This is a genomic window from Alphaproteobacteria bacterium (assembly GCA_040905865.1).
GTDB lineage: Bacteria > Pseudomonadota > Alphaproteobacteria > UBA8366.
In genome coordinates this window covers 48967-73639 of the sequence record JBBDQU010000069.1, presented here as the reverse complement: position 1 = coordinate 73639, position 24673 = coordinate 48967, and the positions used below count along the sequence as shown (strand labels likewise).

The window sequence follows — 24673 nt, the reverse complement described above, 5'->3', positions numbered from 1 at the left end:
GTCCCTCGGCCCTGTCCGGCCGGCACCGTCGCGCCGAAGAATGAACCATTCTAATTATTTTCTGACTAGTATTTTGGCGTATGTATTTTAAGCCATTGAAAAACAACAATCATAAAGAAGACCAAATTGGTCCATATTTTACTTCGAAAACGAACCTTCCCGTGATATATTCGTTTGTGTTGATAGGGAACCATGTTGGATATCGCTGGTTGTAGCGAGAAAGGAGATGCATGGCTTATATCGATGATCCGCAAACCCAACGGGCAAATCTAAGATATGTCCGTGCGTCTATGCGGGAACCCTTGCTGGAACGCGATGTGGAATTCGAACTTGCCACACGCTGGCGTAACGCGAAGGATGAGGATGCGCTGCATATGCTGGTTCAGGCGTATACACGGCTCGTCGTCAGCACGGCCTCGCGGTTCCGCAACTATGGTCTGCCGGTAGGCGACCTCGTCCAGGAAGGCAATATCGGCCTGATGCAGGCGGCGACGAAATTCGATCCGGAACGCGAAGTGCGGTTCTCGACATATGCCTCCTGGTGGATTCGCTCCGCCATTCAGGATTACATCCTGCGGAACTGGTCAATTGTCCGTACCGGCACGACGGCGGCCCAGAAAACGCTGTTCTTCAACTTTCGCCGCCTGCGGGCCCGGATCGGCGATTCGCCATCGGATCGCCTGACCGATCTGGGGCGTGAAAAAATCGCAAAGGAACTTCGCGTCAAATACGCCGAAGTCGAATCCATGGAAAACCGCCTGAGCGGCGGCGATCATTCCCTGAACGCCGTCGTCGCTGACGGATCCGAAGACAGTTGGCAGGATTTCCTGGCTGACCCGCGCCCGACGCCCGAAGATATCGTGACGGACCAGTGGGATCGCAATGTGAGCATCCATTGGCTGAACGAGGCGCTGAAGTCTCTTTCACCGCGGGAACAGAAAATCATCCGCAAGCGCCGCCTGCGTGAGGATGGCGCCACGCTGGAAGAACTCGGCCGGGAACTGGGTGTCAGCAAGGAGCGTGTCCGGCAGCTTGAACACAGGGCCCTGTCAAAAATGCGGGACAGCATCAGCGGGAATGTGGAACGTCCCGCGGATCTTCTGATCGACGCGTAAGGGGTGCCCCGAACAGACAGGACAGCTGCGAGCCACCGGACGGCCCGCCCGCCGTGATTATTCGACAACCAGCTTCACGCGGTCGCGACCGTTGAGCGACCCGCTATCCATCAGACCGTTCAGGACCAGGAAACGTTCACGTGGATATTCGTCGAACGCCATCCGGGGGACGAAAGTCTCCGCGGTGGCGCCGGCGCTGGTCTGAACGACCTGCAGACGCCAGGGTTTCAGCGCCGCCGCCTGGGCTGGCGTAATGCGCCGGAAGCTGAAGGTCGTCCGCTGCAGCGGCACGGTCAGACGGCGCATCGCGGCCGTCGGCGCCAGGAAAATGAACCGGAAAATCTGGCGTGAATCGAACCGTATCGCCAACAGGCGCAATTCAGCGTCCGTATTGCCGATTTGCCCGCTAACCGTCCCGGTCGCGGCTTCGAAACCGTTGACGTTAAGGGTCTCCACTGCATTGAGGCGAACGCCGGATGCCCACTCCCGGGCAAGATATGAACTCATGCTGCCCTGAAACGGTCTGGGCGCATTGTCGAAAAGGATTTGCGCCTGATCTGCTGAAGAACTGGCTATGACCTGTTCGGGCGTGTTGCGCAGGATAAACCCGTCGGGCACAGTGAATTCAAATCGTAATTCGGGATGGACAAAGCGTTGCCCGCGGATGAATCCCTGATCGGGTCCGTCACCGAAAATCATTCCGTCGATCGTGTCGAGAAATGTGTCGCGCCGCCGGATCTGCGATGCCTGCGCCCCGTTCGCGGCGAGTTCGGCCGCCTGCTGGACGCGGGCAATGGTCCGGGGATGAGTCGCCATGATGTCATAGGCATCGACGTCGGACGGAGACCGGCCCGCTATCCGTGCTTCGAGCTGACTGTTCGCCCGCATTTTTTCCAGAAAGCTGGTCATGGCAGTGGCGTCATAGCCGACCCGGCGCAGATACCGGATGCCGAGCATATCCGCTTCCAGTTCCTGGTCACGGGAGTAGCTTTGCAGGTAGAGCCCGGCGACGCCGCCGGCAAGCTGTGATGCCTCGCCGCCGACGATGGCGCCGAGCAGGCCGGCGCCCAGCTGTGCGAGCACGGCACGGCTTTGGCGCTGCGCGGAATGACGGGCAACGACATGGCCGATTTCGTGACCCAGCACGCCTGCCAGTTCGGCCTCGTCTTCCGCCAGGGTCATGAGGCCGCGCGAGATGTAGACGAACCCGCCCGGCAAAGCGAAGGCATTGACGATCGGGCTGTTGAGCAGGGTAAAGGTAAAGCCAAGATCAGGTGTTTCCGAGGCGGCGGCGAGCCGCCCGCCAATGGCGGCGACATAGCCGCCCGCGGCCGGGTCGTCATAGACCCCGCCAAACTGCTGCAGGATCTTTGGATGTTCCTGCATGCCCAGCCGTTTTTCGTCCTCCGCGCCGGTAAGCAGCAGGTCCTGCTTGCCAGTTGCCGGATTGACCGTGCAACCGCCCAGCCCCAGCGTTAGGCCGGTACAGGCCGCGAGGCCGCAAAAGTGGCGCCTGGAAAGTGTCATGCCGCGATGTCTCCAGCTATCTGCCTGCCTGGTTCAACTTTATAAAAAGTGGCCCCGTCACAGGTTTAAACAGGGTATCACCTGTCTTTGTTCCCGTCTCAATCGATGTTCCCGTCTCAATCGATAAATTCTATCTGTTCGGGATGGGTCGCTTCGATCATGGGGCCGTTTCGCGACTGTAGCCAGCCCCGGACACGTATGCGCCGACCTTCGAGTTTGCCAGGGGTCAGTGCCGCTTCCGGAAACAGCCGCCGGCCCTTTGCGCCTATCGAGACCGTAAAATCGGTGCGCCAGTCGTCGCCAAAGTTGAGATAGGTCCATTGCCGGACGGTTGCCACTGCCCGAACCGTTCCTTCGACGACGTGGAAGCCGTCGATGGCGCCCGCAAGATCCGCCGCGTCCCGCACGTAATAGAAAGGGTGCCGCCAGATTCCGCGCCGGGCCCCGCGCGCTTCCTGTTCGAAGGCCAACAGTTCGCCTACGGCCGCGCGGTTATCGGCGAAGCTGTAAACCCGCGCCATGCCGAGGCGCAGCAGTTCGGCCTGTATCCAGACGCCCTCCAAATCATGCAGATGCGCCAGCTGCCGCCTGTATCGGTCCACGCGCCGGCCGCCATAGGACAGGTACACGACCTTGTCCTGCGCCAGCGTCTCCAGCGCGGTCCTGGCGTCGTCGGCGAGCGGCCAGGCCTGGAAATTCGGTCTGCCGAGCGGCAGCTTCGGCGCCTGGATACCGACCAGCCGCACTTCACGGCCGTCTTCCAGGATCAGGGTGTCGCCGTCGACAACTTCGACCACGCGTCCCGACCCGTCGCGCTCCAGCGCGGCGGCCGACAGGGGAAGAGCGAGGACCAGGGCCAGGAACAGTGCTGCTGCGATGCGGGGCATGTCGATTTTCCGTGGCGCGCCGGGTTAATTTGCACTATCTCCGATATCAGCTTAGTACAAGTGCCAAATCGGCGGGAGTAATGCGTTATGAACCGGAAGGATCTCTTTCCGGAGATAGAGCCTTATGCGCAGGGCTATCTCGCCGTCGATGCGCCACATGAACTTTACTGGGAGGAATCGGGAAATCCGGACGGGGTCCCGGTGCTGTTTCTCCATGGCGGTCCGGGCGCGGGCGCGATGCCGGCTCACCGCCGGTTTTTCGATCCGCAGCACTACCGTATCGTTATTTTCGACCAGCGCGGGGCCGGTCGATCCCGCCCCGCCGGAGAGCTGACAGAAAATACCACGCCCAAGCTGGTCGATGATGTAGAGGTGCTGCGCCGTTTTCGCGGTATCGACAAATGGCTGATCTTCGGCGGGTCGTGGGGGTCGAGTCTGGCGCTGGCCTATGCGGAAAAGCATCCCGAGCGCAGCCTCGGACTGATATTGCGGGGCATTTTCCTGTGCCGCCGCGACGAGATTTCCTGGTTTCTGCAAGGAATGGGCCGGATATTTCCGGAAGCCTGGAACGCCTTTACCGAATTTTTGCCCGAAGCCGAGCGCGCCGACCTGCTGGGAAACTATTATCGCCGGCTGACGTCGCCGGATCCGGATATCCACCTGCCGGCGGGTGCTGCGTGGAGCCGGTATGAAAGCGCCTGCTCCACCCTGCTGCCGAATCCGGAAGCATCGGCGCCGATCGGCGATCTGACCAAGGCGCTGGGTCTGGCGCGCATCGAAGCGCATTATTTTATCAATGACTGTTTCCTCGAAGAACGTGCGCTGCTGGAGAAGGCCCACAGGCTCAAGGGTGTGCCCGGCGTTATCGTGCAGGGACGGTATGACATGGTCTGCCCGACCGCATCGGCCGCATTGCTTGCGGCGGCATGGCCGGAAGCGAACTATGTCGTCATACCGGATGCCGGCCATTCGGCGATGGAACCGGGTATCCGCACGGCGCTCGTCCAGGCGACGGAACGGTTCAAGTACCGGATTTCCGGCTGACCGGCATTCAATTCATCCTTGCAACCGGACACTACCTTCGTAATAGTCACCGGCGTCAAACGGGGACCGGGGTGAAAATGACACGAATCGGAATACTTGCTCCAGCACTGGGCGCAATGCTGTTGCTGGGAAGCGGCGGCGCGGCATTCGCGGATGACGACCCGGCTTTCGTGACATTTCACGGCGGCGGGTATGATGTGAACGATGATGAACTCGCGGGACAGTTCAATCTGGAAATCCGGTCGAACTGGGATGACTGGTACGTGAAGCCCTTTGCCGGCGTCATGGCGACGACGGACGCGGCGTTGTATGGATATGGCGGTTTCCTGCTGGATATCTATTTCGGCAACAGGATCGTGTTTACGCCCAACGTCGCCGTGGGCCTTTATTCGGACGGCGACGGCAAGGATCTTGGTTCGATAATCGAATTCCGGTCCGGTGTGGAGCTCGCGTACAGGTTCGATAACCGGGCCCGTCTTGGAGTGGCGTTCCACCATATCTCGAATGCGGGGATATCCGACAAGAACCCGGGCACCGAAACGCTGACCCTGACCCTGTCCCTGCCGCTGAACAACGTTTTCGCGGACTGACTGTTACGCCCCCTGCCGCGGATGGCCTGGATCAGATCATGGTTTGCTTGAATCGCCTGTGGCGATCCACCAGCCATATGAACCTGATGTGCTATAAAGCTTCCGGATTCACGACATTGATCGGCGCGCCGCTTTCGAATGCCAGTATCTGATCGAAAATGTCGGCGAACTGCAGTTCGTATTCTTCATGCGAAACATAGCCGATATGCGGCGTACAAACGACGTTCGGAAGGGCAAAGAGCGGATGGTCGCTGTTGCGGACCGGTTCCTCCTCGAACACGTCGACGGCCGCCATGCCTGGCCGGCCCGCGCGAAGCGCATCGACAAGGGCATCCGGTTCGATCAGTCCGGCGCGGCTGGTATTGACGATCAGGGCTGACGGTTTCATGCGCGCCAGGTCGGCGCGGGTGACGATGCCGCGCGTTGCGTCGACCAGCCGCATGTGCAGGGAAAGGACGTCGCATGCCTCGAAAAACGCCTCCTTGCTGTCGGCCGTCGCATAGCCATCCGCCTTCGCCCGGGCCTGAGCCTCGGCGCGCGCCCAGACCAGCACATTCATGCCGAAGGCTGCGCCGTATTCAGCGACGGTCTTGCCGATGCGGCCATAGCCGTAGATGCCGAGCGTCTTGTGGCGGACTGAATGGCCCACGCCGACCTGCCAGTTGCCCGCGCGCAACGACGCCATCTGCCGCGGAATCTGCCGCATCGCCGCCAGGACCAGCCCCCAGGTCAGTTCCGCGGTGGCGTAGGACGGCGTGTCGGCATGCATGTTCGAACACACGATCACGCCGCGCGCCGTGCAGGCGCCGATATCGATATGCGGAAACACACTGCGCTGGCTGATGAGTCGCAGCTTCGGCAGGCGTTCCAGCAGGGGCTTGCGGATTTTGGTCCGTTCGCGGATCAGCACCAGCGCTTCGGTATCCGACAGGCGTTCGGCAAGCGGCTCCACGTCCTGCGCCTTTCGCCTGTCGACGTTCCCCCGTCTTGCTGCTTTCACTTGTGCGGGTCGGGGAAAGGTCCGTTAATAGAGACTGGTACTGTTTCGCAGCCAGGAAAGGAATATCCCATGCGCGCCGTACTGGTCGACCCGAATGCGCCAGGTTGTCTCGCCCTGACCGACACGCCCGAACCCGTCCCCCTCTCCAGCCAGGCGCTCGTGCAGGTGAAGGCGATCTCGCTCAATCTGGGGGAGGTCAGGCGCGCCCGCAACAGCGCACCGGGTACGCAGCTTGGCTGGGACGTTTCCGGCGTCGTCATGGAACCCGCCCGCGACGGGTCGGGTCCGGTGGCCGGCGAGCGCGTGGTCGGCGTGATGAATACCGGCAGCTGGGCGGAAGTCGCCGCGGTCGAAACCGACTGGATGTCGGTGCTGCCGGACAGCGTTTCCTGCGCCACGGCGGCGACCTTGCCGGTCGCCGGGCTGACCGCGCTGTACGCGCTGGAAAACGCCGGTCAACTGCTGGGGCAATCCGTCATGGTGACCGGCGCGTCCGGTGGCGTCGGATTGTTCGGTATCCAGCTTGCGAAACTGTCCGGGGCCACCGTCACGGCGCTGATCCGCCGCAACGCGCTATCCGAACTGGTGCGCATGTGCGGCGCGGATCATGTCGTCATCGGCGATAGCGCGGCGGGCGCGGCGGAATACGGACCCTTTTACTGTATCCTGGATTCGGTGGGCGGGCAGGTGCTGGCGGACAGCCTGAAACTGATCGGCCGGGGCGGGGTTCTGGTGAACTACGGCGTTTCCGCCGGCGAGGAATCGGTTATCCGCGCCGGCGACTTCTTCCGCGCCGGTCGCGCGCGTTATTACGGGCTGTACCTGTTCACCGAATTCGGCCGCAGGCCCGCTAAATACGGGTTGCGCGTTCTGGTGGACCTTGTTTCGCGCGAGAAGTTGAAAATCCACGTGGATGCCGAAGGCAACCTGGCGGAACTCGGGGTTCTGGCCGAGCAGCTTTATAACCGGGAGATATCCGGCAAGGCGGTCATCCACGTCGATTGACCGTTTCCGGCAGCCAAATGCGAAGGGGGAATACGAAGGATGCGTTACGAGTGCTTCAGGGTCAGTGTCGAGGATTCCATCGCCGTGGTGACAATGGACCGGCCGCCGGTCAACGCGCAGAATGCCAAATTCCGCGATGAAATCACGAGCATTTTCGATACCTTCAGCGACGATCCCGATGTCCGCGTCATTATCCTGACCGGTTCGGGCAACATGTTTTCCGCCGGCGCGGATATCAAGGAACGCCGGGGCATCGCCGCCGAGGCGGGCTTTTACCGGCGGCACAACCGGGTCACGCGGGAAAGCTTCTATGCGATTATGGAATGCGAAAAGCCGGTGATCGGCGCGATCAACGGACCGGCGCTCGGGGCCGGCCTGGCGCTGGCGGCGTCCTGCGATATCCTGGTCTGCTCCGACAACGCGGTGCTTGGCATGCCGGAAATCGATGTCGGCCTCATGGGCGGCGCCAAGTTCATAAACATGCTGTTTCCCCGCTCCAGGGCGCGGCGCATGCTGTTGACCGGCGAACGCGTGCCGGGGCCGGAACTCTATCGGCTGGGCGTTGTCGACGCCTGTGTGCCGCGCGAACAGCTGATGGAACCGGCCATGGCAATCGCGCGCGAGATCGCGTCGAAAAGCCCGCTCGCGGTGAAGGTGACCAAGCAGGCGCTGAACACCACCGACAATCTCGGGCTGCGCGACGGCTACCGCTACGAACAGGACCTGACGGTGGCCATGTCGCATACCGAGGATGCGGCGGAGGCACAGGCGGCCTTCGTCGAAAAACGCAAGCCGGTGTTCAAGGGCCGCTGAACGAACGCGGCGCCTGCGATCCCGGCTCAGTTCCGCATCAGGTCGCGGGCCGTCGTCAGGGCGTCGTTCGCCCCCATCACCATAAGACGCGTCGCGCCCAGAATGGTGCAGAATCTGAAGCCTTTCTTCGTCATGTCGGCGGCCATTTCGGCGCTGCCGCAATGGATGCCGGGCACCAGGTTGTGGCGCCTGGCGGCGTCGAGGATGGTGTCGAACGCGTCCGCGACTTCCTGGTTCTGGGGCATGTATGACGGCTCGTAACCCATGCTGATCGCAAGGTCGTTGGGGCCGATATAGATGCCGTCCAGCCCCGGGACCGACATGATTTCGTCCACGTTTTCGAGCGCCTGGCGGGTTTCGATCATGGCCATCGTGACGATGGTTTCGTTGGCCTTATGGAAATAATCCGGGCCGCCATAGCTGAGCCCGCGCACCGGCCCCCAGCTGCGATAGCCGGCGGGCGCGTAACGGCAGGCGCCGACAAAGGCCTCGCAATCCGCGCGCGTGTTCACCATCGGGCAGACGATGCCATAGGCGCCGCCGTCCAGCGCCCGCATGATCCAGGCCGGGTCGAGCCAGGGCACGCGCATGAAGATCGGCCGGTCGCCCTGCGACAGGGTCTGCAGCATGGCCAGCGCCGAGTGCCAGTCGACGAGGCTGTGTTGCATGTCGATGGTGAATGAATCCCAGGGGGCGGCCATCATCGCTTCCGCCGCCAGCGAACCGTCGGTGTTCATCCAGCAGTTCAGGGCGCCCTTGTCCTCCGCCCACATGGTTTTCAGTTTGTTTTCGCGCATGTCCTGTCCTTCCCCGGTTGTGTGGCCGGGAGAGTGCCGCGTAGGACCGGCCCGATCAAGCTTGGGTTTATGGCAGATCGTTTCAGGACATTAACGGTGGCGTCCCATATTCAGGACCCAGTAATGGTATTGCTGCGTTTGCCCGGTATCGCGCGCCAGGAAGCGGTAGCCGATACCCGCATCGTCGATGTCCGGTGTCTGCATGGCCTGCCGGTGCGGTGGCGATCCGATCCAGCCGTCCACGACCTCCGCGGGATCCTGCTGGCCCGCGGCGAGATTTTCCAGAATTGTCTGCCACCGGTAGCCTGCGGCGGTTGCCCGGTCGCCCACTGTCCGGCCGTTTGGCGTCACATGACCGAAATAGTCGCGGGCGGCCATGTCGTCCGCATGCCCCTGCGCCGCCCGGTTGAGGACCTGATTGAGTTTGAGCGGTTTCAGTCCTTGCCCGGCGCGGTACCGGTTCACCAGCCGCAGGATATCGTCCTGCCAACCGGCTTCCGCCTGGCGCGTCGGTTCGGCAACAGTAATGACCCAGTAATGGTCCAGCGCGCCCTCGCCACGATGAGCGTAACCGATGCCGGTTTCCGTCAGCGCGGCATTCAGCAGGACCTGTCGGCTGTCGCCGTGCCGGATCCAGTTTTCGGCGACGGCGCGCCCGTCGGGAAACCCCACCGCGACCTGCTGCGTGGCCTGGCGATAGGCGTAGCCGACGTCGGAAAGCCTGGACTTCAGGGATTTTCCAGCAGGGCTCCGGGTGCCGAAATACTGCTTTTCGATCATGTCCCGGGCCTGATCGCGGGCCATGGTCGCCAGCCTTGCCTCCATGCGCAATGGCGTCAGGTCGTGTTCGACGCGGAATGCGTTGATGCGGGCAAGGGCATCGGCCGGCTTGTCGGCCGCGAATGCGGCTTGCCCGGCCAATCCTGTCACCGCAACAATGGCGCCAACCAGCCAGCGCATCACGTCGCTTGCCTATTGCATGACGATGTTCGGCATTTTCCGCTGTGCGCCGGCCCCTTCGATCCTGCTCCAGACTCGGTCGGCGATTTCCCGAAAAACCTTGCTATGCGGGCTGTCCGGATGGCTGACCACGATGGGGCGACCGTCGTCCGACGTCTCCCGGATCAGCAGGTCAAGTGGAACCTCGCCCAGGAAGTCGACGCTGAATTTCCCTGCTTCGGCGCGCGCGCCGCCATGACTGAAAATATCGGTGCGTTCGCCGCAATGCGGGCAGGCGAAATAGCTCATGTTCTCGATAATGCCAAGCACCGGGACCTCGACCTTCTCGAACATATTGATACCCTTGCGGGCGTCCAGCAGCGCGATATCCTGCGGCGTCGATACGATGATCGCGCCCGCCAGCGGCACCTCCTGCGCCATGGTCAGCTGGGCGTCGCCCGTGCCCGGGGGCATGTCGACGATCAGGACGTCGAGGTCGCCCCAGTTCACGTCGCGCAGCAGCTGCTGCAGGGCGCTCATCACCATCGGCCCGCGCCAGATCATCGCGGTGTCTTCCGGCACCAGGAATCCCATCGACATCACCTTGACGCCGTAATTCTCCATCGGGTCGAGGCGTTTGCCGTCCGGACTTTGCGGCCGGCCGGTAAGCCCCATCATGCGGGGCTGCGACGGGCCGTAGATATCGGCGTCCAGAATGCCGGCCTTGTGCCCGGCCGCCGCCAGCGCCAGGGTCAGGTTGGCCGCCACGGTAGATTTTCCGACACCGCCCTTGCCAGAGGCGACGGCGACGATATGCTTTACGCCGGGCACCATCTCCCGGGCCGGCGCCGGTCGCGGCGTCCGCTGTGGCGCCTGTTGCGGCGCCGGCTGCCGGGCCTCGCTATGGGCGGTCAATACGGCCGTGACCGACAGGACCCCGGGGAGCGCATCGACGGCTGCTTCGGCCGCCTGTCGCACGGGTTCGAACTGTTCGGCGCGACTGGGGTCGATTTCGACGGAAAAGCCGATATTGCCATCCTTGATGACCATTCCGGAAATCATGCCAAGCGACACGATATCCCGGCTTTTTGCCGGATCGACGACAGTTTTTAACGCGTTTAGAACCTGTTCCTGGGTCACCTTAGGCATGCTTCATCTCCGTTTCAGGCCGTGTATTACCTCGTGGCGTTGCGCCACGGCGGTTGCCAGCCTATATGTGTGCTGACATATATGTACTTATTGGGCGGCGGGGAAAGTCCGACACGGGCGTGACGGACGTATAAACTAGCCTACACGAACAGGAAACTTGAAGGAATCTCGAGCTATGCCTTGGTCAAATCAATCTGGTGGCAGTAATGGCGGAAGAGGTCCCTGGGGCGGTGGCGGCGGTCGCGGCGGCTCCGGTGGCCCGGGCGGACAGCCGCCTGATTTCGAGGACCTGATCCGCAAGGGCCAGGAACGCGTGCGCGGGATGATTCCCGGCGGCGCTTCCCCGACGATACTGGCCCTGCTTGTCGCGCTGGCTCTTGTGGTCTGGCTCGCGACCGGCCTTTACCGGGTCGAGGCCGGCCAGCAGGGCGTGACGCTGGTTTTCGGAAAGGTCGTCAATCCCGTGGTTCCCGCGGGGCTGCACTATAACTGGCCGGCGCCCATCGGTGAGGTTTTCACCCCGCAGGTGGATGAATTGCGCCGGGTCGATATCGGGTTTCGCGGCGCCGCCAATGCATCGAGTGGCCGGACTGTGGACCGTGAGGTTCCGGAAGAAAGCCTGATGCTGACAAGCGACCAGAATATCGTCGATGTGGATTTGACCGTCTTCTGGCAGATCAAGAACGCGGGCGACTTCCTCTTCAATATCCGTGACCAGGAAGCGACGGTTAAAATCGCCGCCGAAAGCGCCCTGCGCGAAGTCGTCGGACAGACGCGTTTCGATCAGGCCGTTACCGCGGGCCGCGAGGAAATTCAGGCAAAAACCATGGTGCTGCTGCAACGGATCCTGGACAGTTACGACGCCGGTATCGTTATCGGCAACGTGCAGTTACAGAAGTCCGATCCGCCGCCGGAAGTGATCGATGCATTCAACGATGTGCAGCGCGCCCGCCAGGACAAGGAAGCCCTGCAGAACGAAGCCGAAGCCTATGCCAATTCCATTGTGCCGGTCGCCCGGGGTCTCGCGGAAAAGGATATCCTCACCGCCGAGGCATATCGCGAACAGCAGATACAGGAAGCACAGGGCGACGCCGACCGGTTCAATTCGGTTTACGAGGCATACAAGGTCGCGCCGGAAGTAACCCGGCGGCGCATGTATCTTGAATCCATGGGCGCCGTGCTGGGCAGCGCGCGGAAAGTCATCATCGATCAGAACAGCGCCGGGTCCGGCGTGGTGCCGTATCTGCCATTGCCGGAAGTTCAAAGACGGCAGGCGTCGCCACCGCAAAACGGTCAGCCCGGCAACCAGCCCGCTAACTAGGCCTAGGAGAATTTGGACATGAAAAAGACAAGCCTGGCGATCCTGGGCGTTGTTGTCATCCTGGCGGCCGTCGGCGCCTGGACATCGCTGTACACGGTTCATCAGACGAAGCAGGCGGTTGTGCTGCAGTTCGGCAATCCCGTTGCCGTTGTCCAGGAGCCGGGACTGCACTTTAAACTGCCGTGGCAGGATGTCCGGATGTTTGAACGCCGGATTCTCAATCTCGACCCGCCGATATTCGAAATTCTCCTGTCCGACCAGAAGCGGATCAGGGTCGATGCGTTCGCGCGGTACCGGATCGAACAGCCGCTGGAATTCCTGAAGGTTGTCGGCACGGAAGTGATTGCGGTGAACCGCCTGGGCAATATCGTGAATTCGGCGTTGCGGCAGGTCGTCGCGCGGGTGTCGCTGCTCGAACTGCTTTCGGAACAGCGCGGCGAACTGATGCAGCAGATTCAGGCCGAGGTGGCTGCGAGATCCGCGCCGCTGGGCATCAGGATCGTCGATATCCGGATCGGACGTACCGACCTGCCGACTGAAACCAGCCAGGCGGTGTTCAACCGGATGACGACCGAACGGAACCGCGAAGCACGGGAACTGCGCGCACAGGGTCAGGAAAACGCGCAGAAAATCCGCGCCACCGCGGACCGCGACCAGGTTGTCATCCTGGCAACGGCAAAGCGCAGGTCGGAGCAGTTGCGCGGTGAAGGCGACGCTGAACGCACCCTCATCCTGGGGCAGGCCTATGGCAAAGACCCCGAATTCTTCCAGTTCTACAAGTCGCTGACGGAATATTCGGAAAACCTTATCGGTAATGACACGACGATGGTGCTGTCACCGAACAGCGATTTTTTCAGGTTCTTTAACGACATCTACGGGACGGAGAAGAAGGAATAGCCGCCGGTCGACGTTCGATGGCTGACTTCGTTACCGCGCTGGGGCTGATACTGGTGATCGAAGGCGCCCTATACGCGCTGTTTCCCGACGGCATGCAGCGGATGATGCGGGCGGCGCTCGAAACGCCGGCGTCCCGCTTGCGTACCGGGGGAATGGCCGCCCTCCTGTTGGGTTTTGCCATCGTCTGGTTCGTCAGAAACTGACCGGTCCGCACCGGATATTCCAGTCCCGGCCCGTCGTAACGCGAACGTGTTTACCGCTGCCTTATTTGGGTCAAAAACAGATAATATTGTGGCATATTTCGGTTAGGATTGATCGTAGCGGTTCGGGTTGGATTGGCGCATCTGGGGGCCGGTGACTATGGAGGTTTTCGTGGATCGAATGATTAGCGCCGTGCGGGCGCGTGCGGCAATGCCGGTTCGCTGGCTCTTTGTATTGCCGGTGGCGGCAATGCTGGCCTGGCAGCCGGCCCCGGCCGCCGCGCGCGGGGTGCCGGAAAGTTTCGCCGATCTGGTTGAGACGCTGTTGCCGGCGGTGGTCAATATTTCCACGACCCAGAAGGTCGAGCAGGTGGCGGAAGGCGATCAGCATCCCGGCTTCCAGTTTCCGGAAGGGTCGCCGTTCCGGGATTTTTTCGATCAGTTCAACCGTCGCCGGGGTGACCGGCCCCCGCGTCAGGCGAATTCGCTCGGCTCCGGCTTTATCGTCGATCCGACAGGCTACGTCGTGACGAACAGCCACGTCATAGAGGGCGGCGAAGAGATCACGGTGATCCTGCATGACGGCGAAGAATACAAGGCGGAAATCATCGGCCGTGACAAGAAGACGGATCTGGCGCTGCTGAAGATCGTCGTGGACAAACCGCTGCCGGCGGTCAAGTTCGGCGATTCCCGTACAGCCCGCGTCGGCGACTGGGTGATAGCGATCGGCAATCCCCTTGGCCTTGGCGGCACTGTTACGGCCGGCATCGTGTCCGCGCGCGGCCGGGACATCCGCTCCGGACCCTATGACGACTATATCCAGACCGATGCGCCGATCAATCGCGGCAATTCCGGCGGTCCCCTGTTCGACATGAAGGGCGACGTCATCGGGATCAATACGGCGATCCTCTCGCCCTCCGGCGGCAGTATCGGTATCGGCTTTTCCGTGCCCGCCAATATTGCCGCGAACGTTATCGACCAGCTGCGCGAATTCGGAACGACGCGGCGGGGCTGGCTCGGGGTCCAGATTCAGACGGTGACGCCGGAAATCGCGGAAAGTCTCGGCCTCGGCAAGGAACGGGGCGCACTGGTCGCCGGCGTCATGAAGTCCAGCCCCGCCGAGGCGGCGGGCGTGAAACAGGGTGACGTCATCGTCGCCTTTGACGGGAAGCCCGTCGATGAATCGCGGAAGCTGCCGCGCATGGTTGCCGAAACCGGCGTCGGCGAGGACGTGCCTGTCCGGGTCTGGCGCGACGGCAAGGAAATGGGCCTTACCGTCCGGCTGGGCGAGCTTGAAAAGGTCGATGAAGCGTCCCTGACGACCCGTGGAAGCCGCCACGATACCGGTGGCGATACAAGCCGGAACATCGATGAACTCAGTGTCGCGCTGTCGCCCATTACGCCGGAACTGATGCAGAAATACAATATCCAGCAAGAGGTGAAGGGCGTCGTTATCACGGATGTGAAAAAGGATAGCGATGCCGCCGACAAGCAGCTGAACCCGGGCGATATCATCGTTGAGGTGAACCAGGAACCGGTTGCCTCGCCGGACGATGTCGCCAGGCAGGTGCAGCAGGCGCGTGAAAAGGGCCGCAATATGGTGCTGCTGCTGATCGACAAGGATGGCGATATGCGGTTCATCCCGCTGAAGATCAACCCGAACTGATCACGCACCCGGGAAGAAGTGAATACGGCGTCGGCGAAATCCGGCGCCGTATTTTGTTTCTGGGTCCGTCAGGCGCTTGAACGGGTTTAGGGATGATGGAATTCGTCCCGGCGGTAGCCCTGCAGGTACAGCAATGCGGTCAGGTCGCCATGGTCGATGCGGGCGTGGGCGGATTCCGCCACGATGGGTTTGGCCCGATAGGCGACGCCCGTACCCGCGGTCGCCAGCATGTCGAGGTCATTGGCGCCATCGCCGACGGTGATGGCTTCCTCGGGTGTAATGCCAAGCATCTGCGACAGCCGGTCCAGCGCGTCGCGCTTCGCCGCGCGGCCGAGGATGGGGCCGGCAAGCCTGCCGGTCAGGACGCCGCCGGCGATTTCCAGCCGGTTGGCCTGATCGTAGTCGAATCCGAGCCGCCTGCGCACCCGGTTGGTAAAGAAATCGAAGCCGCCGGAAACCAGCGCGCAATAAGCGCCATTGGCCCGCATGGTGGCGACCAGCGTCGCGGCGCCGGGCATCACGCGGATTGCCGTCAACGCCCTGTCCAGCGCCGCGCTGCTCATGCCTTCCAGCATCGCGACCCGCGCGCGAAGGGCGCTTTCGAAATCGAGTTCCCCGGCCATGGCCCGGGCGGTAATGGCGGAAATCCTGTCGCGCAGGCCGAACTCTTCCGCCAGTTCGTCGAGCATTTCGTTTTCGATGATGGTCGATTCCATGTCGGCGACAAGCAGCCGCTTGCGGCGCCCTGTGGCAGGCTGTGCAACGGCATCGATTGAACGGCCTGCCAATTCCGCCCGGACAGCGGCGCCGGCCGATACCGTATCGAGCCCTGAAAAGGGAATTTCGCAGGCGGTGCCGGTGGCGAGCCAGTCGGTCGCGCCGGTTGTCGCGTTCTTGCCGGCCAGGATGGCTCGGGCTGCATCGGCGTCTGCGTCACTAAGACCGCGACCTTCGACCGGGGCTATTAATGTCAGAATACTTTCCATCGGACGTCCCGAGTACCGCAGCGGTTCCCGGCTGGCAAGCGGTATTGCCGTCAGGAAAATACGGTGTCCACCGCACGCGGGACCGTCATCCATACCGGGGCGGTGCGGTTCTGTCAGCCAGGCCGAAGAATTTTCGAGAACCGGACCGCTTCCCTGTCATGTCCGGCATCGGTCAGATGCGCGTGGACGCCGTATTTTCCCGCACCCAGTGTTGCCCAGGATTCGGGTAACTGTATTGTCGCGCAGCCATGATGCTGCGCAACATCCTCCATTGCCTCAATCAGGCGCGGGATCGCGGCGGCGCAATCGCCCGAATCCAGCGCGACGAACAGACGAACATATGCCGCACGGATGACGGGAAACGCATTGGCCACATCCTCCCATGAAAGGGGCTTGATTATATTTGACCGGTGCATGACATCTTCACGTAGGTCAATGTAAGTGTGTCATAGTTCCCGCAAGATAGTGAACCTGCATTGATGCAGGTCAATGCAGAGCGGACGGGCACGGCAAATTCACTATCGGGGGGCAGAAATGGACATGAAGGTTAACAGGCAGGCCGCCGCAAGGCCGGACTTGATCTCTAATCCCTGTGCTGCATGTTCCGTCCGCGATTTATCGATCTGCAGTGTCCTCAATGGGGATGAATTGCGGGATATTGCATCCATAGCGACGAATCTGGAATTCTCGCCGCATGATCCGATTATCGATGAAGGCGAACCGGCTGGGTTTTTGTACAACGTTACAGGCGGGACAGTTCGCCTGTACAAGCTGCTTCCCGATGGCCGGCGCCAGATAACGGGATTCCTGAACAACGGTGACTTCATGGGAATCGCCCTTAACAACAGCTATTCGTACAGCGCCGAAGCTGTTGACCGGGTCAAGGTATGCCGTTTTGCGCGCGGCAAGCTGGAAGTGCTGCTCGACAAATACCCGCATCTTGAACGAAGAATGCTCGGTCTGGCGTCGAATGAACTGATTCAGGCGCAGGACCAGATGATGCTGCTTGGCCGCAAGACAGCGAAGGAAAAGATCGTCACCTTCCTGCTGTCGCTCTCGAAGCGGCAGTTGAAGATCGGCGGCAAGGCGTCGCCGGTCGCATTGCCCATGAGCCGGACCGATATCGCGGACTATCTGGGGCTCACGACGGAAACGGTCAGCCGGACATTTTCGCTGCTGAAGCGGGATCACGCGATCCGTATAGAACAGGGCGGCATGGTTTCCCTGCCGGATATCGAGGCATTGCAGGACGTCGCCGACGGCTACTGATCGCAGCCGTCCGGCCGGTCAGGCGGAAAACAGCTTCGTATAGGCGCTGACCATGTCAGCCTGTGAATAGTGGCTTTCGGCATGCCGGCGGTTGGCCTGGCCGATACGGTCGCGCAGATCGGCATCGCCGGCCAGGGTCGACAGGATATCCGCGAGCGCCCGCGCATCGCGATTCACGATCAGCGGCCTGTTCGGGTCGGAAACGATATGCCGGACATCGCCGACATCGACACCGGCGACGGGCAACCGCGCGGCCATGGCTTCCAGTACGCTGATCGGCATCTGTTCCGTATCGGAAGACAGGGCGAATATGTCGAACAGCGACAGCACCGGCGCGGGGTCTGCGATATATCCCGTGAAGGTAACCTTTTCCGCGACGTCGAATTTTATCGCCGCGGCTTCCAGCGCCGGCCGTTCCGCGCCATCGCCGACGATGACGAGGCGGATTGCCGGATTTTTGGCGACGGAAATCGCAAAGGCCTCGATGAGGCGCGTCAGGTTTTTCTCCGGCCGCAACGCCGCGACGGTGCCGATCACGGGTCCCGCACCATCCAGTCCAAGCTGGCGGGCATATGCCGGATCGGGCATATTGTCGAAGCGCGTGCAGTCAATGCCGTTGGGAATAAAGGCGACATCCCCTGGCGGAAGCCGCCAGGTTTTCGTCGCGATTTCATACAGGGTCCGCGACGGGACCACGGTGGTCGTATTGCGCCAGAAGGCCAGCCGCCGGAACAGGACGCGCCGCTGCAACTGGCCCTCTGCTTCTTCGGGGCCAAATCCATCGACGATGTGGATATGAGGGCAGGAGCGCCCGAAATTCGCCATGGCCCATTCGATGGCGCCCCAGTTATAGGTAACCAGAATGTCGGGTCTGAGCGTGTTGAGGGCACGGCGGAAGGCCAGGACGTTGCCGGCGGTATTGCCCTTGGTAAAGCGGGTCTCGAAGATTTCGCAGGGCGCATCTTCATTGAACAGCTTCATGCTTTCGTATTGACCGTCCATGGCGAATAGCCGGTGTACGAATTCGCCAAGCCCGTTATTGACCAGTGTCGCGAAGCGAACCTGCTGGCCGCCGACGCTCAGGGTGGAAAATACATGCAATAGAATGCGGGGTGGTGTCTGGTTCACTGGCGCCATGGCCATGCTTGCTTTCGGAAATATTGGCGAAGAAGTCTCGTCACCCTGAACCGCGGGTCCTGCTGCCGCATGATCCGAGGAGTCGTAATGTGCTTATAGGACAGTTGGTATGGCGATTAAAGCGCGCGCCGCATTCGGCGGGACGACCGAACTCAACGAGCCATACGCTCAGTAATGCGGTGGCGGCGGTTCACCGGGGTCTTTAGACCCGGCAGTATCCCTCAGGTCGGTCAGCCGTTCCTCGAGGCGCTTCAGCTTCTGCATCAACCCGTCAATCATGTCCCATTGCTGGCGCATCATGTCGCTGATGTCGCGGATCGCGCCTTCCTGATGGGTCAGGAGGGATTCAAGCGCGATGAGTCGCTCTTCCAGGTCATCACGTTCCGGCATTTCGGCCACATCCTTTCCGCGGCGGGAAAAACGTCCCTGCCGTAATTGCAGTTATTTTTCCGTCATGACGAAGACGCCGTTCCAGTTGTCGGCCGGCGGGTTGGCGATGTATGCCCGCGCCCGCGCCGCCATGACGGATGCGGGACCGTCTGTATCGGACAGACCGCTCCAGATCGACGCAGCGGCTTCAAAATCCCGGTTCCGGTAGCGCGCCAGCGCTTCTCCATACGCTGCGTCGGGCGGGTTTCCGGTCGCCGGAACCGGTTCGAATATCCGCAGCGGCGCCGCCTTGCCCTTGACCGCAACCGCGTCGATTTCCCGTAGCGCAAAGACACCCTTCAGCCTGTCCGCCGTATCCGGCCCGACGATAATACGGCATTTATAGACGCCCGGCAGGCCTTCCAGCCGCGCGGCGATGTTCACGGCCTCGCCGACAGCCGTGTAATTGTACCGCTTTTCAGAACCGACATTGCCGACCACCGCCGGACCGGAATTGATGCCGACCTTGACGTCGAAGGCGTGTTCGCCCCGCGCAAGGGCCGCTTCGCGTTTACGCGCGATGATGTCGGCAATCTTCAGGGCGGCGGCGACCGCGTGTTCGGCATGATCGTCGTCGGCCACGGGGGCGCCCCAGATCGCCATGACGGCGTCGCCGATAAACTTGTCGATATACCCGCCTGAGGCATCCACCTCGTCGGCGATGATCTTCAGATAGGCATTCGTCGTCTCCACCAGGGCTTCCGGGCCAAGAATGCCAGACAGCGCCGTAAAGCCCGACAGATCGGCAAACATGATCGTCACGTCGCGCTGCTCGCCGCCCAGTTGCAGGGCGTTCTCGCTGTCCGCAAGACGGTCGACCAGTGTCGGCGCAAGGTAATGGCCAAAGGCGTTCTGGATGCGCTTGCGGCTGCGCTCCTCGACGACGTAGCGGACCATGTAGGCGGCAACTGCAGCGGCGCTCAATGCGATAACCGGGTTGGCGGCATCGAGCCACAGGTCCCGGATCAGGGCCAGGCTTTCCAGGCCCCACAGCAGAAGGCCGCCCAGTACCGTGGCGGCGACAGCGAAGACAGGCGCCAGCGTAAATCCGATCATTACGCCGGCAAGGGCCGCAACGCCGGACAGCGCGGCGGTTTCAAATGCCGCGACGCGTGCCACGATATGCCCGTCCAGCACCGATTGCGCGGCAACCGCAAACAAGTGCACACCCGGACTATTGCCCGATTCCGGCGCCGATGCCGGAAGACGCCGAAGCGTGCAGTCCCCGGCCGTCGCCGATGGCGCGTCGGGCGCCGGCAGAAACCGGCTGCTTGAAACGATGCGGTCCTCCTCCGGCAGGTTCGTGCCGACAAAGACGATCTTTCCCGCGAAGGCTGCTTGCAGGGTCTGCGGCGCCGCTCCGGCGCAGCGCAGCACCTCGATCAGGGAATAGGTCGGCAGGGCCTCGGGGTGCCGGGTGGGCGCCAGAATGATTTCCGCCGGAATTTCGGAAATTCCGGCACGGGCCAGTGCTGCGCCGGCGAGGCCGAGGAACGTTTCGCCCTCCGGGGATTCCCGACGGCCGATATGGGTGCGCAGAATGCCGTCATTCTGCGGGAACAGATCGAGCGAGCCAAGCGCGTTCTGGTCCAGGGCGAGGGCCGCCATATGGGTCTGCGTCGGCAGGAGACGCGACGAGTAACCGATGACGATTCTATCCCTGGCGGCGTTGAGGGCTTCCAGGAACGTCCGGTCGTAATCGTTTTGGAACCGGTTAGCCGAATAGGAAAATACCGCATCGAACACGATAGTCCTGGCGCCCGCCTCCTCCAGTGCCGGGATCATCAGCGCCCAGACCGGCCCGAACAGGGCGCGCGGATAGGGTGCCAGTTCCGGCGAATCCAGGCTTTCGGCGTCAATGGCGATGATGGCGACCTGCGGTTCCCTGCCGCCGTCCGCGTCCTGCCGTGCGGCGGCGCTTGCGGAAACCGCGGTATCGAACAACAGGCCCGCCAGCCATCCGGGCGATCCCAGGAAATAGCCGCCAACCGCCGCAGTTGTCGCGCACAGAACAGCCGTCGCGACGACATGCCGCCATTTTCTCGCGCGGGCCATCGGTACCGGCCGTTCAGTCGAGGCGGATCAGCGTAAGCGTTTCCGAATTGCCGCCGCTTTTCGATTCGACGGTGAAGGTTTCCGGCGCTTCCTTGCCCCGGATTTTAACCGTAACCGAATAGGCCTGCCCGTTTTCCAGCGGCGGCGCATCGTCCGGCCAGGCGAAGGTGCGGCCGGGATTTGCGGCTTCGGTGATTTTCGTCCCGTCCAGCGACACCGTGATCGACTCGACGGATTCGCTGCGGTCGCCCACCAGTACGAAGGTCGGATTGGCGCCGACACGCAAGCGGCCCGCATTCGAAGCGCTGCGCAGGACAAGGCCGCCGATTTGCGATGCGCCGGCCAAAACAATTGTCTTCGGACATTTCGCCCGTTTTGTGGTGACGATATTGCCGCCGCGCAGGAGGAACCGCTCCGATGTAAAGCTGAGATCGCCGCCTTTTACGACAACGGTCTGGCACGTCGCGTAATGGACGAATTCGATTTCGGTATCCGCGTTTAGCGTCAGTTTCGTATCGGTTTGCAGTTCCGAGAAATTCTCGATCGCCGGGCTGGTTTCCCCGTTAATCGACGTTGCCAGCGCGGCCGGGCTCGCTGCGAAAGACTCAACCGGCAGCGCCAGTGCGGACAGGGCCATGAATAGCCCCGCAAGTATCGACCTGCTCATCATATTCGGTCCCCATGTCGGTATCGTTCCGGAAACGGTACCGCAAGTACAATCTGTTGGAAATTCCGCGCCTGTTTAAGTACAATCGATCATATCACAGATCGCGATGGGAACGAAATCGCGGTACTGTCGGGAACTGTGGCGTTGCAGGGGTGGTGAGGAAACGCAGTGCCGTTTTTACGACGCATCGTGCTTTGCGCTGCCCTTGCCGGGATGCTGGTCATTGCGCCCGGTGGTTCGGGGGCGCACGCGCAGGACGCGGCAGGGAACGCGGACGATCTTCTGGTTGTCGATTGCCTGTTGCCGGGCAAGGTCCGGCGGCTGGGCACGCGCGTCACCTATGTCAGCGAGCGCAAGGCCGTCAAGACGACGGCGTCAGAATGCGCGATCCGGGGCGGCGAGTATACCCAGGCGGATCGCGCCAGCTACACAACAGCGCTGAAGATCTGGCTGCCGCTGGCCAATGAGGGCGATCCCGTTGCCCAGACCTATGTCGGCGAAATCTATGAAAAAGGACTGGGCGTCGAGCCGCAGCACAGTATTGCCGCGGAATGGTACGCCAAAGCGGCCGAGAAGGATTTCGTCCGGGCGCTGCTGAGCCTGGGCGCCCTGTATGAGGAAGGCCGGGGCGTTCCGCAGGACAAGGAAAAGGCTGTCGAACTGTATCGCCGGGCGTCGGGCCTCGGTTCGGCCGATGTGCCCTTCGTTCCCAGCGAGGTGAAGCAGGAACTGGCATCCCTGCGGGCGGAAAAGCAGCAGCTCGAAGCGGAACGCGATGCCCTGCGCCGCGAACTGGACGCCATTCGCCGCAATCTGCAGGACGCGCAGGCCAAACTGCGCGACGGCGAAGCCCGGGCGCGCGACGCGCAGAAGGCACTGCAGGCGACCCGCGACGAATTGATGCGCGAAGTCACCGCCGGCCGCCAGGACCGCATACTGGAAATCACCGAATCGATGACCGAGCGGTCCCGCGAACTGGAACGCAGCGAAAGCGAGGTGTCGCGCCTCAAGCAGCAGCTTTCGTCATTGCAGCAGAAGGCGACGACCCTGCAGGCGTCGATGGGGGCGGCGCTGCAGGACAGCGAGGCCAGGGTCGCGCAATACAAGGCGGAGGCTGACTCGGCCAGGGCGGCGCTGACCGAATCGCGCGAACAGCTCGCCAGCGCGGAAAAATCCCTCCGGGAGCAGCAGCGTCGCATGGCCGCGCAAAACAGCGAGGTGGCGCAGCTGAAGCAGCAGCTCGCCGCCACCGGCGACAGGTCCAGAACGAGCGCGAATCGCGAAAAGGAACTGGCCGACCAACTGGCGGCGCAGGAGGCGGCGCTGGAATCCGAGCGCGCCCGCGTGGAAACCCTGCGGACGGACCTTGCCGCGGTGCAGGGCGCCGCTACGGCGTTGAAGGCGGAATCGGAAAAACGGGCGGCGGCCGAGGCCAGGCTCCGGAAGCTGAAAGAACGCGCCGCGCGGGCGGAACAGGCGTTGCGCGAACAGCGCAAGGTGACGGGCACGAACCGGGATGAAATCGAGGCGCTGCGTGCCGCGCTGAATGCGGAACGGGAATCCGCAAGCGGCGACCGCGCGCGGGAAGCCGAACTGGCCCGGGAACTGGCCGGACGCGAGGCCGCCCTGCAGGCGGAACGGGACCGGATCGCGATGCTGTCCGCCGAGGTCGATACACTGACGACCGATGCGGCGGCGCTGCGCCAGGAAGCGGACCGCCGCGCCGAAGCGGAAGCAAAGCTGAAGGAATCGTCCGCCCGCCTTGCGGCAGTGGAACAGGCGCTGGCGGAAGAGGAAAAGCGCCGGGCGGGACGCGGTCTCCAGGTTGCCACGCTTCGCAAGAATCTCGCCACGGAGCGCGCCGCGCGCGAACGGGAAAAGGCGAAACAGCAGGAACTCCGGCAGCGGCTGGATAGCCGCGAAGCCGAACTGGCGCGGGAACGCGAGCGGGTGGCGCAGCTGTCCGCGAATGTATCCTCCCTGAAGGATCGGGCCGACGCGCTGCAACAGGCCGCCGACAGGCAGGCGGCGGCGGAAGCGAAACAACTGGCCGCGGGACCGGTAATCGAAATGATCGACCCGCCGCTGCCGGAGACCCGTACGGCCGGCCTGCCGACGATAACGGCGGAGGCCGGTGACGAACGGTTGATCATCGGACGGGTCAGGGGCGCCGGCGGAATCATGGCGCTGCTGGTCAACGATGCCGAACACAAGCCGGACGATGCGGGCCTGTTCCGGATCAGCGTGCCGCTGTCCGACGAAAAGACCACGGTCCGGGTTGTCGCCGTGGACGCGAACGGGAAACGGTCGACGGAATCCTTCATGCTGCTGCGCAAGGCGGTGGCGGCGCGCAGCGCCGTCGGGGCGGTGGCGCCGTTGTCGGTCGCTGCGGATGTGAATTTCGGCCGTTTTCATGCGCTCGTTATCGGCAATAACGACTACCGGATGCTGCCGCAACTCAAGACGGCGGTCGGCGACGCGCAGGCCGTCGCCGCGCTGCTGAAGCAGCGATACGGCTATGACGTGACACTGCTGGTGAATGCGGACCGCTATGCGATCCTGGCGGCGCTGAACAGGATCCGCGAGGACCTGAGCGAGGATGACAACCTGCTGATCTATTACGCCGGGCATGGGGAACTCGACCGGGTCAATAACCGGGGTCACTGGCTGCCGGTGGATGCGGAGCCGACGAGCACGGCGAACTGGATTTCGAATATCCAGATTACCGATGTCCTCAACGCGATGGCGGTGCGGCAAATCCTCGTGGTGGCCGATTCCTGTTATTCCGGCACGCTGACGCGGGCATCGTTGGCGCGGATCGATGCGGGCATGTCCGACGTGGCGCGCCAGAACTGGATCAGGCTGATGGCGCAGAAACGGGCGCGCCTTGTTCTGTCGTCCGGCGGCGTACAGCCCGTGCTGGACAGCGGCGGCGGCAAGCATTCGGTGTTCGCGAGTGCTTTTCTGGGTGCTCTTGAAGCGAATACGGGTATAGTCGAGGGGCAAAGACTGTACCGAATGGTATCGGAGCGGGTGACGAATATTGCCGCTGCAAAGGATTTTGAGCAGGTGCCGCAATATTCGCCGATCAAGTATGCGGGGCATGAGGCCGGGGATTTCTTCTTTGTACCGACAGTTAACTAGCGGATATACCGGGGTGGGATGATGATAGGCTGGGAC

The 24673-nt window shown here is 62.3% G+C and carries 23 protein-coding genes; 11 read left to right on the top strand and 12 right to left on the bottom strand.

Going from position 1 to position 24673, the window contains the following annotated elements; genetic code table 11:
• The first annotated feature begins 230 nt into the window (after positions 1-230).
• Positions 231-1115 carry an RNA polymerase factor sigma-32 gene (locus tag WD767_15325; protein ID MEX2617463.1) on the top strand — a complete coding sequence of 295 codons (885 nt, stop codon included), beginning with the start codon at positions 231-233 and terminating at the stop codon, positions 1113-1115.
• A gap of 57 nt (positions 1116-1172) precedes the next feature.
• Here WD767_15325 and WD767_15320 read toward each other — a convergent pair whose 3' ends face one another.
• Together WD767_15320 and WD767_15315 are read right to left on the bottom strand one after the other, a co-directional pair.
• Positions 1173-2642 (bottom strand): M48 family metalloprotease, encoded by a 1470-nt coding sequence (locus tag WD767_15320; protein ID MEX2617462.1) that lies wholly within the window; start codon positions 2640-2642, stop codon positions 1173-1175.
• 116 nt (positions 2643-2758) lie between these two features.
• Entirely contained in the window at positions 2759-3529 is a 771-nt protein-coding gene (locus tag WD767_15315) for a thermonuclease family protein (GenBank protein MEX2617461.1), read from the bottom strand.
• An 87-nt stretch (positions 3530-3616) separates the two neighbouring features.
• On the opposite strand from WD767_15315, the gene pip reads away from it, so the two are divergent.
• Positions 3617-4573 (top strand): prolyl aminopeptidase, encoded by a 957-nt coding sequence (gene pip, locus WD767_15310; GenBank protein ID MEX2617460.1) that lies wholly within the window; start codon positions 3617-3619, stop codon positions 4571-4573.
• Positions 4574-4650: 77 nt separating this feature from the next.
• Complete coding sequence (locus tag WD767_15305; protein ID MEX2617459.1) at positions 4651-5163, top strand: acyloxyacyl hydrolase; 513 nt, start codon at positions 4651-4653, stop codon at positions 5161-5163.
• 91 nt (positions 5164-5254) lie between these two features.
• On the opposite strand, the gene WD767_15300 is transcribed toward WD767_15305, so the two are convergent.
• On the bottom strand, positions 5255-6163 hold the full coding sequence (locus WD767_15300; protein MEX2617458.1) for a D-2-hydroxyacid dehydrogenase family protein: 909 nt from the start codon (positions 6161-6163) through the stop codon (positions 5255-5257).
• Positions 6164-6232: 69 nt separating this feature from the next.
• Between WD767_15300 and WD767_15295 the strand changes: the two genes are divergently transcribed.
• Positions 6233-7168, top strand: coding sequence for a zinc-binding dehydrogenase (locus tag WD767_15295; protein MEX2617457.1), 936 nt, complete (start codon positions 6233-6235; stop codon positions 7166-7168).
• Between the two features lie 39 nt (positions 7169-7207).
• Positions 7208-7981 carry an enoyl-CoA hydratase/isomerase family protein gene (locus tag WD767_15290; GenBank protein MEX2617456.1) on the top strand — a complete coding sequence of 258 codons (774 nt, stop codon included), beginning with the start codon at positions 7208-7210 and terminating at the stop codon, positions 7979-7981.
• Between the two features lie 26 nt (positions 7982-8007).
• On the opposite strand, the gene WD767_15285 is transcribed toward WD767_15290, so the two are convergent.
• The 3 genes from WD767_15285 to apbC form a co-directional block, all read right to left on the bottom strand.
• On the bottom strand, positions 8008-8778 hold the full coding sequence (locus tag WD767_15285) for an aldolase/citrate lyase family protein (protein ID MEX2617455.1): 771 nt from the start codon (positions 8776-8778) through the stop codon (positions 8008-8010).
• Between the two features lie 90 nt (positions 8779-8868).
• On the bottom strand, positions 8869-9738 hold the full coding sequence (locus WD767_15280) for a CAP domain-containing protein (GenBank protein ID MEX2617454.1): 870 nt from the start codon (positions 9736-9738) through the stop codon (positions 8869-8871).
• A gap of 12 nt (positions 9739-9750) precedes the next feature.
• Positions 9751-10866, bottom strand: a complete 1116-nt coding sequence (gene apbC / locus WD767_15275; protein ID MEX2617453.1) for an iron-sulfur cluster carrier protein ApbC — start codon at positions 10864-10866, stop codon at positions 9751-9753.
• A 175-nt stretch (positions 10867-11041) separates the two neighbouring features.
• On the opposite strand from apbC, the gene hflK reads away from it, so the two are divergent.
• The 4 genes from hflK (at position 11042) to WD767_15255 (ending at position 14950) form a co-directional block, all read left to right on the top strand.
• Entirely contained in the window at positions 11042-12187 is a 1146-nt protein-coding gene (gene hflK, locus WD767_15270) for an FtsH protease activity modulator HflK (protein ID MEX2617452.1), read from the top strand.
• An 18-nt stretch (positions 12188-12205) separates the two neighbouring features.
• A complete protein-coding gene (locus tag WD767_15265; GenBank protein MEX2617451.1) occupies positions 12206-13084 on the top strand; it encodes a protease modulator HflC in 879 nt (292 codons plus the stop codon).
• Positions 13085-13101: 17 nt separating this feature from the next.
• The gene (locus tag WD767_15260; protein ID MEX2617450.1) at positions 13102-13287 is read left to right on the top strand and encodes a DUF2065 domain-containing protein; all 186 of its coding nucleotides are present in this window, start codon (positions 13102-13104) and stop codon (positions 13285-13287) included.
• A gap of 178 nt (positions 13288-13465) precedes the next feature.
• Entirely contained in the window at positions 13466-14950 is a 1485-nt protein-coding gene (locus tag WD767_15255; protein ID MEX2617449.1) for a DegQ family serine endoprotease, read from the top strand.
• 86 nt (positions 14951-15036) lie between these two features.
• Here WD767_15255 and serB read toward each other — a convergent pair whose 3' ends face one another.
• On the bottom strand, positions 15037-15936 hold the full coding sequence (gene serB / locus WD767_15250) for a phosphoserine phosphatase SerB (GenBank protein MEX2617448.1): 900 nt from the start codon (positions 15934-15936) through the stop codon (positions 15037-15039).
• Positions 15937-16049: 113 nt separating this feature from the next.
• Positions 16050-16352 (bottom strand): hypothetical protein, encoded by a 303-nt coding sequence (locus tag WD767_15245; GenBank protein MEX2617447.1) that lies wholly within the window; start codon positions 16350-16352, stop codon positions 16050-16052.
• Between the two features lie 232 nt (positions 16353-16584).
• On the opposite strand from WD767_15245, the gene WD767_15240 reads away from it, so the two are divergent.
• Positions 16585-17205, top strand: a complete 621-nt coding sequence (locus WD767_15240; protein MEX2617446.1) for a cyclic nucleotide-binding domain-containing protein — start codon at positions 16585-16587, stop codon at positions 17203-17205.
• An 18-nt stretch (positions 17206-17223) separates the two neighbouring features.
• Here WD767_15240 and WD767_15235 read toward each other — a convergent pair whose 3' ends face one another.
• The 4 genes from WD767_15235 to WD767_15220 form a co-directional block, all read right to left on the bottom strand.
• A complete protein-coding gene (locus WD767_15235; GenBank protein MEX2617445.1) occupies positions 17224-18348 on the bottom strand; it encodes a glycosyltransferase in 1125 nt (374 codons plus the stop codon).
• A gap of 162 nt (positions 18349-18510) precedes the next feature.
• The gene (locus tag WD767_15230) at positions 18511-18732 is read right to left on the bottom strand and encodes a SlyX family protein (protein ID MEX2617444.1); all 222 of its coding nucleotides are present in this window, start codon (positions 18730-18732) and stop codon (positions 18511-18513) included.
• Between the two features lie 51 nt (positions 18733-18783).
• On the bottom strand, positions 18784-20826 hold the full coding sequence (locus WD767_15225; protein ID MEX2617443.1) for an adenylate/guanylate cyclase domain-containing protein: 2043 nt from the start codon (positions 20824-20826) through the stop codon (positions 18784-18786).
• 13 nt (positions 20827-20839) lie between these two features.
• Positions 20840-21463: a hypothetical protein gene (locus WD767_15220; protein ID MEX2617442.1), complete on the bottom strand. Its 624-nt coding sequence runs from the start codon at positions 21461-21463 to the stop codon at positions 20840-20842.
• A gap of 198 nt (positions 21464-21661) precedes the next feature.
• Between WD767_15220 and WD767_15215 the strand changes: the two genes are divergently transcribed.
• Positions 21662-24637: a caspase family protein gene (locus WD767_15215; GenBank protein ID MEX2617441.1), complete on the top strand. Its 2976-nt coding sequence runs from the start codon at positions 21662-21664 to the stop codon at positions 24635-24637.
• The last annotated feature ends 36 nt before the right edge of the window (positions 24638-24673 follow it).

Coding starts and splice junctions, on each gene's coding strand:
- WD767_15220 (MEX2617442.1), bottom strand. CDS start 21,463: ATGGCCCTGTCCGCACTGGCGCTGCCGGTTGAGTCTTTCGCAGCGAGC.
- WD767_15260 (MEX2617450.1), top strand. CDS start 13,102: ATGGCTGACTTCGTTACCGCGCTGGGGCTGATACTGGTGATCGAAGGC.
- hflK (MEX2617452.1), top strand. CDS start 11,042: ATGCCTTGGTCAAATCAATCTGGTGGCAGTAATGGCGGAAGAGGTCCC.
- WD767_15255 (MEX2617449.1), top strand. CDS start 13,466: ATGATTAGCGCCGTGCGGGCGCGTGCGGCAATGCCGGTTCGCTGGCTC.
- WD767_15280 (MEX2617454.1), bottom strand. CDS start 9,738: ATGCGCTGGCTGGTTGGCGCCATTGTTGCGGTGACAGGATTGGCCGGG.
- WD767_15290 (MEX2617456.1), top strand. CDS start 7,208: ATGCGTTACGAGTGCTTCAGGGTCAGTGTCGAGGATTCCATCGCCGTG.
- WD767_15230 (MEX2617444.1), bottom strand. CDS start 18,732: ATGCCGGAACGTGATGACCTGGAAGAGCGACTCATCGCGCTTGAATCC.
- WD767_15265 (MEX2617451.1), top strand. CDS start 12,206: ATGAAAAAGACAAGCCTGGCGATCCTGGGCGTTGTTGTCATCCTGGCG.
- WD767_15225 (MEX2617443.1), bottom strand. CDS start 20,826: ATGGCCCGCGCGAGAAAATGGCGGCATGTCGTCGCGACGGCTGTTCTG.
- WD767_15245 (MEX2617447.1), bottom strand. CDS start 16,352: ATGCACCGGTCAAATATAATCAAGCCCCTTTCATGGGAGGATGTGGCC.
- WD767_15295 (MEX2617457.1), top strand. CDS start 6,233: ATGCGCGCCGTACTGGTCGACCCGAATGCGCCAGGTTGTCTCGCCCTG.
- serB (MEX2617448.1), bottom strand. CDS start 15,936: ATGGAAAGTATTCTGACATTAATAGCCCCGGTCGAAGGTCGCGGTCTT.
- WD767_15305 (MEX2617459.1), top strand. CDS start 4,651: ATGACACGAATCGGAATACTTGCTCCAGCACTGGGCGCAATGCTGTTG.
- apbC (MEX2617453.1), bottom strand. CDS start 10,866: ATGCCTAAGGTGACCCAGGAACAGGTTCTAAACGCGTTAAAAACTGTC.
- WD767_15320 (MEX2617462.1), bottom strand. CDS start 2,642: ATGACACTTTCCAGGCGCCACTTTTGCGGCCTCGCGGCCTGTACCGGC.
- WD767_15235 (MEX2617445.1), bottom strand. CDS start 18,348: ATGGCCATGGCGCCAGTGAACCAGACACCACCCCGCATTCTATTGCAT.
- WD767_15325 (MEX2617463.1), top strand. CDS start 231: ATGGCTTATATCGATGATCCGCAAACCCAACGGGCAAATCTAAGATAT.
- pip (MEX2617460.1), top strand. CDS start 3,617: ATGAACCGGAAGGATCTCTTTCCGGAGATAGAGCCTTATGCGCAGGGC.
- WD767_15285 (MEX2617455.1), bottom strand. CDS start 8,778: ATGCGCGAAAACAAACTGAAAACCATGTGGGCGGAGGACAAGGGCGCC.
- WD767_15315 (MEX2617461.1), bottom strand. CDS start 3,529: ATGCCCCGCATCGCAGCAGCACTGTTCCTGGCCCTGGTCCTCGCTCTT.